We start from the raw sequence: 13085 nt of genomic DNA on the forward strand, positions 1-13085 counted from the left end.
CGCCATGGAACTGAACCACACGCATGATGCATCGCGCCGCAGTTGGCTGGATTCGGCCAATCTTGCAGGCACCGATTTCCCGCTGCAAAACCTGCCGCTTGGTGTGTTCCGGCGCAAAGGGAGCGCTGAAACGTGGCGTGGCGGCGTAGCCATCGGTGACCAGATCGTCGACCTGGCCGCGCTCGAGTCGCTTCCCGGACTGCAGGACCGTGTCGCCAACGCCATGCGCGCTGCGGCAGTACCCACGCTCAATGGCCTGCTTGAGCAAGGGCCGGAAGCCTGGCAGGCCCTGCGCCATGGACTTTTTGCGCTGCTACAGGATGGCAGCCTGCTGGAACGGCGGGTCCGTGAAGCGCTCGTGCCGCAGGCGGATGCCGAGCACGCCGTCCCCGTGGGTATTGGCGACTACACGGACTTCTACACCTCGCTGGACCACGCCGTGAATTGCTGCCGCCAGTTCGGCATCGAGGTCAATCCGAACTTCGACTGGCTGCCCGTCGGCTACCACGGCCGCGTGTCTTCGATAGATGTCAGTGGTCAGCAGGTCTATCGGCCGATGGGCCAGTACCGCATGGATCAAGACTCTGCGCCCGTGTATGGACCCTGCCAACGCCTTGACTACGAACTCGAAGTCGGCGCGGTGATCGGCATCGGGAACGCCCGTGGGACGCCAATTCCTTTGGCCACGGCGCAGCAGCACATCTTCGGCCTGTGCCTGCTCAATGACTGGTCCGCGCGCGACATCCAGACCTGGGAGATGCCACCGCTCGGGCCCTTTCTCGCCAAGAACTTCGCCACGACGTTGTCGCCGTGGATCGTGACCCTGGAAGCGTTGCTGCCCTATCGCCAGGGTTGGATGCGTGCGCCCGATCGCCCGCAGCCGCTCGACTACCTCCACGCCCCCGCCAACGCTGCGCATGGCGCGTTTGACATCCGGCTCGAAGCCGCGATCCTCAGCGCGCGCCAACTGGCGCAGGGCCGCAAGCCGCGCACGTTGACGCACACCAGCTTTCGTCACCAGTACTGGACGCTGGGTCAGATGATTGCCCACCACACCGTGGGCGGCTGCAACCTGCAGCCCGGCGATCTCCTTGGCAGCGGCACCGTTTCAGGCCCCACCCCCGGCGAGGCCGGAGCGCTGATCGAACTGACGGTATCCGGGACGCAACCCGTGGATATCGGCGACGGCGAGCAACGCGGATTTCTTGAAGATGGCGATACGGTCGTGTTCCGTGGCGGGTGCGAGCGCGAGGGCTTTGCGCGCATCGGCTTCGGCCTCAACTACGCGACCGTAATGGCGGCCCCTGCCTTTTGACCAGACCGAAGCAACCACGACGGAGGAGATCGACTTGACCAAGGAACGACAGCCGGCTTGTGCCAGGCAAGGCACGGCTTCCAGCCGGCGCAGGAATCCGAAAGGCGCACCGCCCAGGGCGAAGTGGTACACGCTGGTGCTCATCGCCATGCCGTGTGCAGCCCATGCGAACGGCGCGCAGCTCGCACAACTATATGGGCTCGCCGATGCGTATGTCGGCGTGACCCATCTCAGTGGACAGCGCTCCGCGGCGGGTGTGGAAAGCGGCGGCATGCAGACGTCCTTCTGGGGCATGACCGGCAGCGAAGACCTGGGCGGCGGGATCAAGGCAAACTTTCGCCTGGAGGGATTCTTCCTTGCGGACACCGGTGCCAACGGACGCGCGCCTACCGACGGGCTCTTTGCGCGCAATGCCTACGTTGGCCTGGAGAATGGCTTTGGCGAAGTGCGTCTCGGCCGGCTCGCCAATCCTACATACCTGGCTACCGCGCTCTTCGATGCGTTTTCCGGATCGACCAAGTTCTCCCCGCTCGAGAACGTGCTGTGGACGCCCCAGCAAGGCCGATACATTGCCGGCGACACCGCATGGAACAACGCGCTGGGCTACTACTCGCCAGAATTCGCGGGGCTTTCATTCCGGGGCTTGTACAGCCTTGGCGAGCAGTCAGGCACGAACTCGCAGAACAATGCGGTCGGCATGCTGCTCTATGAGCGCGGGCCATTCTCGGCGACGTTCGCCATTCAGAGGACCCGGGTCGGTCCCGGACTTCCCGCGGGAAGCTGGGCGCAGACCGCCATGGTCGGAGGATTGTCCTATGACTTCAAAACCATCCGGCTCATGACCGAGTATGCCCACACCAGCACGAGCGGTGCCTCGACGTCGACGGATACGCTGCAAGTCGGCGCACAGATTCCTCTCGGCAGCGGCAGGCTCCTGGCCTCGGCGGTGTCTTCGCGCGTGCGCAGCGATGCCATGCCGGACTACCGCCGCCACGGACTTGCCGGCGGCTATGACTACGCCCTGTCAAAGCGCACTGACCTCTACATTCTGACGATGTTCGACAAGGTCACTGGAAAGGGTAGCGGCACCAGCCTTGCGCTGGGCATGCGCCAGAAGTTCTAACGCTCCAACGCTCTAACGTTTGACACATACAGACAGGAGACAGACATGCAAATCGATTGGGATGTCGAAATCCTCATGGACGATGGCCTGCTAGTCCGGGCCGACGTCTTCCGGCCGGAAGAGGAAGGCCGCTATCCGGTGCTGATGTCGTACGGGCCCTACGCCAAGGGGCTGCCCTTCCAGGCCGGGTTTCCCACGCAATGGCAGTCGCTCACGGAAAAACACCCGGAAGTCCTCAGGGGCAGCAGCGGCAAGTACGCGAACTGGGAAACCGCGGATCCGGAACGATGGGTGCCGCTGGGCTACATCTGCATTCGCGTGGACTCGCGCGGCGCCGGCCGGTCGCCCGGCGTCATTGATTCATTCTCCCCGCGCGAGGCGCAGGATTTTCACGATTGCATCGAATGGGCAGCGCGGCAGCCCTGGAGCAACGGGAAGATCGGGCTAGCCGGAGTGTCCTATTACGCCGCCAGCCAATGGATCGTCGCGGGAACGCGCCCGCCGCATCTGGCGGCCATCTGCCCGTTCGAAGGGTTCAGCGATTTCTACCGGGACGTCGTCAGGCACGGCGGGATCCTGAACACTTTCATGACGGAGTGGTATCCCATGCAGGTGACCAATGTGCAGCACGGCCTGGGTAGCCGTGGGCATGTGAATCCCAACAACGGCGTGCCGATTTCCGGACCGGCGGAACTCAGCGACGAACAACTGATCGCCAACCGCGTCGATATCGATGCCATGCAGGTCGGCTCGGAACTTATCTCGGCGGACTACTTCGACGGCAGGCGCGCCGACCTCGCGGCCGTGGAAGTGCCTGTGCTCTCGTGCGGAAACTGGGGCGGCCAGGGCTTGCACATGCGCGGCAACATCGAGGGGTACCTGCACGCCGGATCGAAACAAAAATGGCTGGAGATGCACGGCCTGGAGCATTGGACCGAGTTCTATACCGACTATGGGGTTGCGCTCCAGCGCCGGTTCTTCGACCACTTCCTCAAGGGGGAAGACAACGGCTGGGACCGTGAGCCGCCCATCAAACTGCAGGTGCGCCACACGGACAAATTCGTCGAGCGAGCCGAATTCGAATGGCCCTTGGCCCGCACCGCGTGGACCCGCATGTATCTGAACGCGGACACCCTTGCATTGCAGCCGGAACCGGGCAAAGCCACATCGCTGCAGTCGTTCGATGGACTCACCGGCAACGCAAGTTTCAGCACGGCGCCGTTTGAACACGATACAGAAATGACCGGCCCACTGGCCGCAACGCTCTATATCTCGTCGACCGCCACCGATGCCGACCTGTTCCTGACGGTGCGCGCCTTCGCTCCGGACGGAAAGGAACACCTGGTGCTCGGTTCCGTCGAGCCCCATGCCCCCATCACGCAGGGCTGGCTGAGGGCGTCGCATCGCAAACTGGATCGGCAGGCATCCACGCCGTACCAGCCCGTGCATACGCACGACGAACTCCGGCCGCTTGTGCCTGGCGACGTCTACGAAGTCCACGTCGAAATCTGGCCAACCTGCTTCGTGTTTCCGAGGGGCTACCGGCTCGTGCTGACGGTGGGCAGCTCCGACTTCCAGCATGATCTGCCCGGCCCTCATCCCCGCCTGTACGGCAAGGAACTGCGGGGTTGTTCCGTGATGCTGCACGATCATCCGGCCGACAGGAGCCAGGAGCGATTTGGCGGCGTGACGTCCCTCCATTGCGGCGGTGAATACGCGGCGCACATCTTGCTGCCTGTTATTCCGGCGACCTGACCGGTCGTCCACGAGGAGCGATTCAGGAGGCGATTGTCTGGCCGCCTTTCGGTGAGGCGCATGGGCGGCACCCGCAGCGGCCTGACCGATAGCCGCACAAGACATGCGCCCCCGCCCGCCAGGCGGCTGTGCTTCACATTGACACCCGCCTGGCCACCCCCTACGCTGGCTTCACCCGGTGAATTCAGCGCTTGCTTAATCTTCAGGCCGATCTGCGAGATGCCGCCGGGACAACAATAACGACCCGAGACATCCCGCCGTGCCATCCCGCTTCGACGCGCTCCGCCCTGCGCTCCCCATCCTCCTGGGCGCCTCTGTCATGCTGAGCCTGGCCATGGGCCTGCGGCAGAGCCTGGGCATCTTCATGCCCCCGCTGACGAAGGACATCGGCATCTCGGTGTCTGACTTCACGGTGGCGATTGCCGTGCAGAACCTGGCGTGGGGGCTGTTGCAGCCGTTCGCAGGTGCGTGGGCCGCGCGTGTCGGCTTCCGGCCGCTGATGATGGGCGGCTCGCTGCTCTATGTGGTCGGGCTGGTGCTGCTGGCGACATCGCATGGCCTGGCCGGCGTCACGCTTGGCGCCGGCGTGGCCATTGGCGCGTCCATGGCCTGCACGGGCAGCGCGATCTCCATGGCCGTGGCGGCACGTCCGGTTCCGGCCGCCATGCGCAGCACCGTGCTGGGACTGGTGTCGGGGGCGGGATCGCTGGGCGCGCTGATTGCCGCGCCGATCGGCCAGGTCGTAGCGCAATCGTTCGGCTGGCGCACCGGCATCGCCGCGTTCGTGCTGCTCGCACTGGTCATGCTGCCCGCGGCCTGGTTCGCCGGACGCGTAGACCGCCTGCCGCTGAGCGTGCCGCACGGCACCGGCCAGGACAACGCGCGCCAGGCCCTCGGCTCCGCGCTGCGGCACGTCCCGTTCCTGGTCATGGCAATGGCGTATTTCGTCTGCGGCATGCAGCTGGTTTTTCTGACCACGCACCTGCCCTCCTACCTCGATATCTGCGGCATGGATCCGATGCTGAGCGCGAAGGCGCTCGGGGTCATCGGCGGTTTCAACGTGCTGGGCAGCATCTTCTTCGGCTGGGCCGGCGGGCGCGTCAACAAGCTGCTGCTGCTCGGCTGCATCTACACCATCCGCTCACTGGCGCTGACGTGGTACTTCTCGTCGGCACCCACGCCGACGAGCACGCTGGTCTTCGCCGCCGTGATGGGCTTCCTGTGGCTCGGCGTGGCACCGCTGGTTGCAGGCTGGATTGGCGAGACCTTCGGCCTGCGCTGGCAGGCCATGCTCGGCGGCATGGCGTTCTTCAGCCACCAGATCGGCAGCTTTGTAGGCGCCTTCGGCGGTGGCCTGGTGTATGACGCGCTGGGTTCGTACACGCTGGCCTGGCAGGTTGGCGTCGGGCTTGGGCTAACGGCGGGCCTCGCGCAGATTGCGTTTGCCGTGGCCACGCAGCGGCGGCCGCCGGCGCTGGCGACAACGTAATGTGATCATCTGATTTCCACGTTCTCGTGGACTAGTCTTCCTTAGAGAGACCCTGAGGGAGCTGGCTCATGACACGTGCGCGAATCGCCATCCGGCACGCCGCCCTGCTGCTTATAGCCCTCATCCTGGCAGCCTGCGGCGGCAGCGGACAGGTGTCGATCAACTTCGGCACGCCGCCCGCCAGCGCACTGGCCGTCGTCATCAACGGCCTGCCGTCGGGCGCCGCCGGCGACGTAACCGTGAGCGGGCCAGCCGGCTACCGGCAACGGCTGAGCAGCAGCGCCACGTTGTCCGGCCTGGCGTCCGGCACCTACACCGTGGTGGCCGGCAATGTGCTTGCCGACTCGATGAACTTCATTCCCCAGCCCACCACGCAACAGGTCACCGTCGGCAACGGCACGGCAAGTGTCACGGTCACCTACGGCACGTCGCAGCCATTCGCGCTGGCACTGCAGGAAGTCGCAAGCGGGCTCTCCATGCCCGTATTCCTGACGGCGCCCGCCAATGACCCGCGGATGTTCATCGTCGAGCGCGCGGGACGCATCCGCATCCTGCAGGGCGGCGCGATGCTGGCGACGCCGTTCCTCGATATTTCCGCACTGACCACGACCGACGGCGAGCGCGGCCTGCTGTCGATGGCGTTCGATCCCGCCTATGCTGCCAATGGCCGCTTCTACGTCTACTACACCGACACGGCCGGCAACATCACGATCGCGCGCTACCAGGTGTCGGCATCGAACGCCAATGTCGCGGACCCGGCCGCAACGATCGTGCTCACCATCGCGCATCCGAACTTCAGCAATCACAACGGCGGGCTGGTGGCGTTCGGGCCGGACGGCATGCTTTATCTGGGTACAGGCGATGGCGGCGGCAGCACCGGTGACCCGGCCGGCAATGCGCAGAATCTCGGCTCGCTGCTCGGCAAGCTGCTACGTATCGACGTCAGCCAGGGCCAGCCTTACACCATCGCTTCGGGCAATCCGTTTACTGGCCAGCCAGGACGTCGCGGCGAGATCTGGGCCAGCGGCCTGCGCAACCCATGGCGCTTTGCGTTCGACCGCGCGGACGGCACGCTCTACATTGCCGACGTGGGCCAGGATCGACGCGAGGAAATCGATGTCGCCGCAGCGGCATCCGGTGGCCAGAACTATGGCTGGAACCGGCTGGAGGGGTCGGCCTGCTTCGGAGCGCCGACCTGCAGCCCAGATGGGACCACACTGCCGCAACTCGAATACAACCACGATGCGAATGGTGGCTGCGCCGTCGTAGGCGGCTATGTGTACCGTGGCAACGCCATGCCAGCGCTACGCGGCCGTTACCTCTATTCGGACCTGTGCAGTGGCTGGCTGCGCTCGTTCGCATTCCGCGACGCGGCAGCGGAACAGCTCGACTGGGGCATCACCATCCCCGGCAGTGTGCTGTCGTTCGGCATGGATGCGCAGGGCGAGATTTATGTGTTGGCCGACCCGACCACATCGGCTGGCAGCGGCAAGGTGTACCGCATCGTGCAGCGCACAACGCCGTAAGTGGCATTGGCCGGATGCGGCTCAATGCCAGGCGCTGCCGACCTGGATGTAGAAAGCGTTCTGCCCTTGGCTGTGCGCCACGTCAATGCCCATGGAAACGCCGAGCTTGCGGGCGATCATGTAGCGAAAGCCCGCGCCGACGCTGTAAACGTTGCTGGCATCCGAGAAATCATGCCAACGGCCGTAGGCCTTGCCGGTGCCTGTAAAGCCGAGCAGCGACCAGCGCGGGGTGACATCCCAGCGCAATTCCATTTCGGCCATGACAGCGTTGCGGTCCTGGTAGCGGCCTTTCTGGACGCCGCGGAGATCCACGTAGGGCTGCGCGTAGAACGGAACATCTCCGGTGGAAAAACGCGTGTCGGCGCGCAGGCCCAGGATCAGCGTGCGCGCCACCGGTATCCATGTGAAGCCGCGCGCGTTGTACATATTGAAGGTCTGCGTGCTGCCGAAGCCTGTGCGGGCCAGCTGCACTTCGAGTTCCGCATAGCTGCCGCGGCTCGGATAGAAGATGTTGTCGCGCGAGTCATAGTCGACGACGATGCCTCCCTTGCCGATGCGCTGGTCCTTCTCGAAGCTGCCCAGCTCCTGCGCGTTGCCAAACTTGAACGTGGCCGACGAATCGAACAGCACGTAGCGCGGCCCGACATACCACCGCGTGTCGCCAAGACGGACCAGGAACTGCTGTACCAGGAAGGTCCCGCGCAGTTCATAGGCGCGCGCCTGCTTCAGCTGGCCGAAATAGTCGAGCTGGGCATCCACCTGGGCGATGGCACCGAGATAGCGGTAGCGGTCGCCATCCCAGGTGTGGAAATGCGCGAGGCCCGCTGCCCACGTGCCGTTTTCCGTATACGCGCCGCCCACGGCGGTGATGTTCGGCGGCGCCGGTCCTTTGCCTGAGGCCTTCGCGCTGGCCTGTGCTTCCGCCATCGACTGCGAGAAGAACAGCAATCCGAGGCCGAAGCCGTAGCCCACCGCAGGTTCGGTGATGATGGTCGGCACCGGCAGCGCGCCCTTGTGGTTGAGCAGGAAATCGCTGGCGTCGAGCATGCCGTCTTCGGGATCGAAGAATGACAGCTTGCGTTCGGGCGTCGCGCCGGCCGGCATGGCGGGCGGCGCATCTTGCGCCTGTGCCGTCGTCCATACTGACGGCGCCAACGCTGTCAGCAGCGCAACCAGCAGGTTTCGGGCGGATGTTGGCACAAGTCTCATGCGGGGATTGGTTCGGCGTCATGCGGTGTTGCCGAATGTATCGCGGGATGCCCATCGGAGACACTGTGCCGTCATGAAACTTTTCGAGCTGTGAATTCAGCGGCGTGACACTGGCTCCGCGTTGGCGAGCCCGCGCGCGTGAAAACGGGTCCCGGCCTGCACTACAATGCGGGCTTTCCCCGCCACACGAGCCACGACGCCCATGACCACCATCGGAACTCCCCTCTCCCCTTCGGCCACCAAGGTCATGCTGCTCGGCTCCGGCGAGCTCGGCAAGGAAGTGCTGATTGCGCTGCAACGGCTGGGCGTCGAAACGATTGCCGTGGACCGCTACGACAACGCGCCCGGCCAGCAGGTGGCCCATCATGCGCGCACCATCGCCATGAGCGACCCGGAGCAGCTCAAGGCACTGATCGAAGCGGAAAAGCCGCAACTGGTCGTGCCCGAGATCGAGGCCATTGCCACACCGATGCTCGAGTCGCTGGAAGCCGCCGGCGTCGTGCGCGTGATTCCCACCGCGCGGGCAGCGCGCCTGACCATGGACCGCGAAGGCATCCGCCGGCTCGCGGCCGAAACGCTGGGCCTGCCGACCAGCCCGTACAAGTTCTGCGATTCGCTTGAAGAACTGCAGACTGCGATCGATGGCGGCATTGGCTATCCGTGCGTGGTCAAGCCGGTCATGAGCAGCTCGGGCAAGGGCCAGAGCAAGATCGACGGGCCCGAAGGCGTCAAGGCGGCCTGGGACTACGCCATGGCGGGCGGGCGCGTGAGCCACGGCCGCGTGATCGTCGAAGGCTTTATCGACTTCGATTACGAAATCACGCTGCTGACGGTGCGCGCACTGGGCGCTGACGGCAAGGTCGAAACGCAGTTCTGCACCCCGATCGGCCACGTGCAGGTCAGCGGCGACTACGTCGAAAGCTGGCAGCCGCACCCGATGCACCCCGCGGCGCTCCAAACGGCGCAGCACATTGCGCGCGCCGTCACGTCGGACCTCGGCGGCCAGGGCCTGTTCGGCGTGGAGCTGTTCGTCAAGGGCGAACAGGTCTGGTTCAGCGAAGTCAGCCCGCGCCCGCACGATACCGGCATGGTCACCATGGCGACCCAATGGCAGAACGAGTTCGAGCTGCATGCGCGCGCCATCCTGGGACTGCCGGTCAGCACGGCGCTGAAGAGCCCGGGCGCCAGCGCCGTCATCTACGGCGGCGTGGATGCGCAGGGCGTGGTGTTCGACGGCGTGGATGCCGCCCTGCGCGTGCCGCAAACCGAGGTGCGCCTGTTCGGCAAGCCGGAGAGCTTCGCCAAGCGCCGCATGGGTGTGGCGCTGGCCTATGCCGATGACGTGGACACCGCGCGCCAGCGCGCGAAGGAAGCGGCCGCGTGCGTCAAGCCGCGCGTGGCGGGCTGAGGCCGAGGCCGAGGGCTACCGCATCGGCGTGGATAGCTGCACGGGCGGCGCCGCCTGTGCGGCCACGACCTGCGCTGCGGCCAGCACGGGGTTGAGGCGCACGCCGCTCAGGTCGGCGCCTGACGGCGCCTGGTACAGGCGGAGGCTCAGCTCGGGCAGGATCGCCAGCAGGTGGTCGAAGATGTCGCCCTGGATGCGTTCGTAGTCCATCCACGCGGTCAGGCGCGTAAAGCAGTAGACCTCGACCGGAATGCCCTGCGAATCTGCCTCCATCATGCGCACGTTGAGCAGCAGTTCCTGGTGGATTTCCGGGTGCGCCTTCAGGTAGGCAATGCCATAGGCGCGGAACGTGCCGATATTGGTCAGGCGGCGGCGGTTCACCGGGTCGCTCCCGGCTTCGATCAGCAGCCGGTTGGCCTCGTCGACCTCGGACTGCTTCTGTTCCAGGTAGTCGTGCAGCAGCCGGAAGCGCATCAGCGCGTGGACTTCATCATCGCTCAGGAAGCGCACACTGCCGGCGTCGATACGCAAGGTTCGCTTGATGCGGCGCGCGCCTGACTCGAACATCTGCCGATAGTTGCGGTAGCTCTCCGAAAACAGCTTGTAGGTCGGCACTGTGGTCACGGTGTTGTCCCAGTTCTGCACCTTGACCGTATGCAGCGCGATGTCCTTGACGTAGCCGTCGGCATTGCATTGCGGCATCTCGATCCAGTCGCCGATGCGCAGCATGTCGTTCGACGTGAGTTGCGTGCTGGCCACCAGCGACAGCAGCGTGTCCTTGAACACCAGCAGCAGGATTGCCGACAGCGCACCCAGGCCCGACAGCATCCACAGCGGCGAACGGTCGATCAGGATCGACAGCACCAGTACGCCGCACACCAGCCACAAGCCCAGGCGGCCCACCTGCACATAGCCCTTGATCGACCGCGTCTGCGCGCGCCTGGTGCCGGCAAAGACGTCCTGCCAGGCACCGAGAGCGCCAGCCAGCATCGTGAAGATGCAGATCCACGTGCCCGCATGCGTCACCCTTTCGACAGCCTGCGCGTAGCGACCGATATTCGGGACCTCGCCCGCGCCCACGGTGATGATGGCAAACCAGACCGCATAGCCAAAGCGCCGGTACACCCGGTGACGCATGAGCGCCCTGCTCCAGTGGCCATTGCGCGCGATCACCAGCAGCCGGTGGGCAACGCGCGACACCACCCTGGCCACCACCCACTGCGCCACGGTCGCGACCAGCACGAGGAGCGCCATGTAGACGAGGTTCTGCGCCCACGGCCGGGTGGGCATGTATCGCTGGAGCAGGTCCGGCAGGGCATCGAAGTCCATGAATGGCGGAATTGGGGGCTGACTCAGTCGTACAGTGTACAAAACGTGCGGGCCAGCCCCCGCCCGGCCATGGCGGCAATCCGTGACGGCTAGGCCGCGGGCATCGCCATGGCTGCTGCCTGTGCCGCGCCAGCCTGCCCCTGCCCGGCGTAGATCGCCAGCAACTGTTCGTCGGTATAGCCCCAGTCGGCCGGGTCTTCGAACGCGACCACGGTGTCGTCGCTTGTAGACAGGTCGATGACTTCCGGTGTCAGCGCGCTCGATGCCGACACCGAGTAGAACGCCATCACGCGCGGCCGCAGCGGCTCGGATTCATGCTGCGCGCACACCACCGCCAGCCGGTTCGAGCGCAGCCTCAGCACGGTACCGAGCGGATAGATGCCCACCGTGCGTGTAAAGGCTTTGAACACACGGCTGTCGAACAGCGTGTCGACGCGCACCGCCATGTATTCCATGGCGCGTGCCGGCGACCATTGCTGGTGCCCCGGACGGCTGGAAGTCAGCGAGTCATAGGTATCGCAGATCGCGGCAATCCTGGCGTGGACGCTCAGCTCCCGCCCGACCAGCCCGAACGGATAGCCGCGGCCGTCCACGCGCTCGTGGTGGTGCACGCAGACATCGAGCACGATGTTGGCGTTCAGGCGCGCCTCGTTCAGGATGCGGTAACCGGCCGACGGATGGCGCTTGATCTCCTCGTCCTCGCCCGGCCTGCGCGAGGTGGGCTTGTGCAGCACGGCCTCGGGAAGTGTCAGCTTGCCGATGTCATGCAGCAGGCCTGCCAGGCCGAGATCGCGTACTTCTTCAGGTGGCAGCTCCATCGTGCGGCCGACGGCCACCATCAGCGCGCACACGGCGAACGCGTGCATGTAGCTGTAGTCGTCGCGCGCCTTGAGCCGCGCCAGGGCGATCAGCGCCTGCGAATGCCGCGACAGCGACTGCGACGCCGAATCCACCAGCAGCAAGGCGCCACTGACCTCAAGCGCGCGTCCCATGCGCACATCGGCAAACATCGAGCCGATCACCGATTTCCCGGACTGCAGCAGCTCGCGCGCCAGGCCGAATTCCGCCGGCAGGCTATTGGCGGTGGCCAGCGCGGGGGCCGGCTCCGGCGTTTCCCACGGACTGGTCGCCGCCTGCGGAGTCGGCGCATTGCGCCCCTTGAGGATGTCGATCCAGACCTCATCGACGCCCGAAGACCGGATCTCGCCGACCTGCTCCTCGCTGGTGACCAGGAACCGCGAGCGCCGGAAAGCGCGCGCGTGCCACGGTCCGCCCAGTCTGGCCACGAACATGCCAACCTGCAGTTGCTCCGCCTTGATTCGTCTCAACATGCAATGCCCCGTAGGAAAAGGTGCTGGTTCTCGCCCCATATCGGCATCGGCTGCCAATACTTTAGGAAAAATGTGACTTCAGGAACCGACCGGGCCGCCGCTGTCAAGCGGCGGGGAAATGCCCGGACACGCTCGTCGGGCATTCCGGGGACCGTGCCGGGCGCGGCTACAATGGCCCGCCAAACGCTTACCAGACGCTCGCAGACGCTCGCCGGTCATCCATGTCCAGAACGTACACGCTAGTCGGCATCGCCCGCGCCAAGGCCAACCGCCGGGAAGCCCTGGTGACCAAGCTCGATTCGCTGCGCACGCGCGGGCTGACCGAGCCCGGCTGCCTGAACTACCACGTCGGACAAGACGCCGAAGACGCCCACGTCTTTGTGGTCTACATGGTCTGGGACTCGCGCGGCGCCCTGGAATCGCACCTGAACCGCGAATATGTGCGTGACTTCCACGCCACGCAACAGGAACTGGTCGAAGGCGATTTCCGCTTCCGCTGGCTGAACGCCGCATAAGGTGCAGGCGCCTGCGCGCCACCTGTCTTGTCAATCTCCGCTGCCCGGTCTATCACTCTGGATGAAGCCCCATGCCACGCGGGGC

The 13085-nt window shown here is 65.4% G+C and carries 10 protein-coding genes; 7 read left to right on the top strand and 3 right to left on the bottom strand.

Going from position 1 to position 13085, the window contains the following annotated elements:
- Window positions 1-4 precede the first annotated feature (4 nt).
- The 5 genes from fahA (at window position 5) to ACIGJG_RS09290 (ending at window position 7208) form a co-directional block, all read left to right on the top strand.
- Complete coding sequence (gene fahA / locus ACIGJG_RS09270) at window positions 5-1315, top strand: fumarylacetoacetase (protein WP_011297957.1); 1311 nt, start codon at window positions 5-7, stop codon at window positions 1313-1315.
- 34 nt (window positions 1316-1349) lie between these two features.
- Window positions 1350-2438: a porin gene (locus ACIGJG_RS09275; RefSeq protein ID WP_483672258.1), complete on the top strand. Its 1089-nt coding sequence runs from the start codon at window positions 1350-1352 to the stop codon at window positions 2436-2438.
- Window positions 2439-2483: 45 nt separating this feature from the next.
- The gene (locus tag ACIGJG_RS09280) at window positions 2484-4193 is read left to right on the top strand and encodes a CocE/NonD family hydrolase (protein WP_011297959.1); all 1710 of its coding nucleotides are present in this window, start codon (window positions 2484-2486) and stop codon (window positions 4191-4193) included.
- A gap of 319 nt (window positions 4194-4512) precedes the next feature.
- Window positions 4513-5682, top strand: a complete 1170-nt coding sequence (locus tag ACIGJG_RS09285; protein WP_011297960.1) for an MFS transporter — start codon at window positions 4513-4515, stop codon at window positions 5680-5682.
- Between the two features lie 68 nt (window positions 5683-5750).
- The gene (locus ACIGJG_RS09290; RefSeq protein ID WP_483672259.1) at window positions 5751-7208 is read left to right on the top strand and encodes a PQQ-dependent sugar dehydrogenase; all 1458 of its coding nucleotides are present in this window, start codon (window positions 5751-5753) and stop codon (window positions 7206-7208) included.
- Between the two features lie 21 nt (window positions 7209-7229).
- Here the strand turns inward: ACIGJG_RS09290 and ACIGJG_RS09295 are convergent, their stop codons facing one another.
- Window positions 7230-8417 carry a BamA/TamA family outer membrane protein gene (locus ACIGJG_RS09295; RefSeq protein ID WP_140949526.1) on the bottom strand — a complete coding sequence of 396 codons (1188 nt, stop codon included), beginning with the start codon at window positions 8415-8417 and terminating at the stop codon, window positions 7230-7232.
- 202 nt (window positions 8418-8619) lie between these two features.
- Here ACIGJG_RS09295 and purT point away from each other — a divergent pair, with 202 nt between their 5' ends.
- Entirely contained in the window at window positions 8620-9825 is a 1206-nt protein-coding gene (gene purT, locus ACIGJG_RS09300; RefSeq protein ID WP_041679615.1) for a formate-dependent phosphoribosylglycinamide formyltransferase, read from the top strand.
- Window positions 9826-9840: 15 nt separating this feature from the next.
- Here the strand turns inward: purT and ACIGJG_RS09305 are convergent, their stop codons facing one another.
- Together ACIGJG_RS09305 and ACIGJG_RS09310 are read right to left on the bottom strand one after the other, a co-directional pair.
- Complete coding sequence (locus tag ACIGJG_RS09305; RefSeq protein WP_011297964.1) at window positions 9841-11154, bottom strand: mechanosensitive ion channel family protein; 1314 nt, start codon at window positions 11152-11154, stop codon at window positions 9841-9843.
- A gap of 89 nt (window positions 11155-11243) precedes the next feature.
- Window positions 11244-12485, bottom strand: coding sequence for a cyclic di-GMP phosphodiesterase (locus ACIGJG_RS09310; RefSeq protein WP_011297965.1), 1242 nt, complete (start codon window positions 12483-12485; stop codon window positions 11244-11246).
- Between the two features lie 221 nt (window positions 12486-12706).
- Here ACIGJG_RS09310 and ACIGJG_RS09315 point away from each other — a divergent pair, with 221 nt between their 5' ends.
- Complete coding sequence (locus ACIGJG_RS09315; protein WP_011297966.1) at window positions 12707-13000, top strand: putative quinol monooxygenase; 294 nt, start codon at window positions 12707-12709, stop codon at window positions 12998-13000.
- Window positions 13001-13085 lie beyond the last annotated feature (85 nt).

It is taken from the genome of Cupriavidus sp. C1SS-2L (assembly GCF_057073735.1).

Bases quoted from the DNA above. Each gene is read 5' to 3' on its own strand.
- ACIGJG_RS09285 (WP_011297960.1), top strand. From the start codon at position 4,513: ATGCTGAGCCTGGCCATGGGCCTGCGGCAGAGCCTGGGCATCTTCATG.
- fahA (WP_011297957.1), top strand. From the start codon at position 5: ATGGAACTGAACCACACGCATGATGCATCGCGCCGCAGTTGGCTGGAT.
- ACIGJG_RS09290 (WP_483672259.1), top strand. From the start codon at position 5,751: ATGACACGTGCGCGAATCGCCATCCGGCACGCCGCCCTGCTGCTTATA.
- ACIGJG_RS09310 (WP_011297965.1), bottom strand. From the start codon at position 12,485: ATGTTGAGACGAATCAAGGCGGAGCAACTGCAGGTTGGCATGTTCGTG.
- ACIGJG_RS09295 (WP_140949526.1), bottom strand. From the start codon at position 8,417: ATGAGACTTGTGCCAACATCCGCCCGAAACCTGCTGGTTGCGCTGCTG.
- ACIGJG_RS09315 (WP_011297966.1), top strand. From the start codon at position 12,707: ATGTCCAGAACGTACACGCTAGTCGGCATCGCCCGCGCCAAGGCCAAC.
- ACIGJG_RS09305 (WP_011297964.1), bottom strand. From the start codon at position 11,154: ATGGACTTCGATGCCCTGCCGGACCTGCTCCAGCGATACATGCCCACC.
- ACIGJG_RS09280 (WP_011297959.1), top strand. From the start codon at position 2,484: ATGCAAATCGATTGGGATGTCGAAATCCTCATGGACGATGGCCTGCTA.
- purT (WP_041679615.1), top strand. From the start codon at position 8,620: ATGACCACCATCGGAACTCCCCTCTCCCCTTCGGCCACCAAGGTCATG.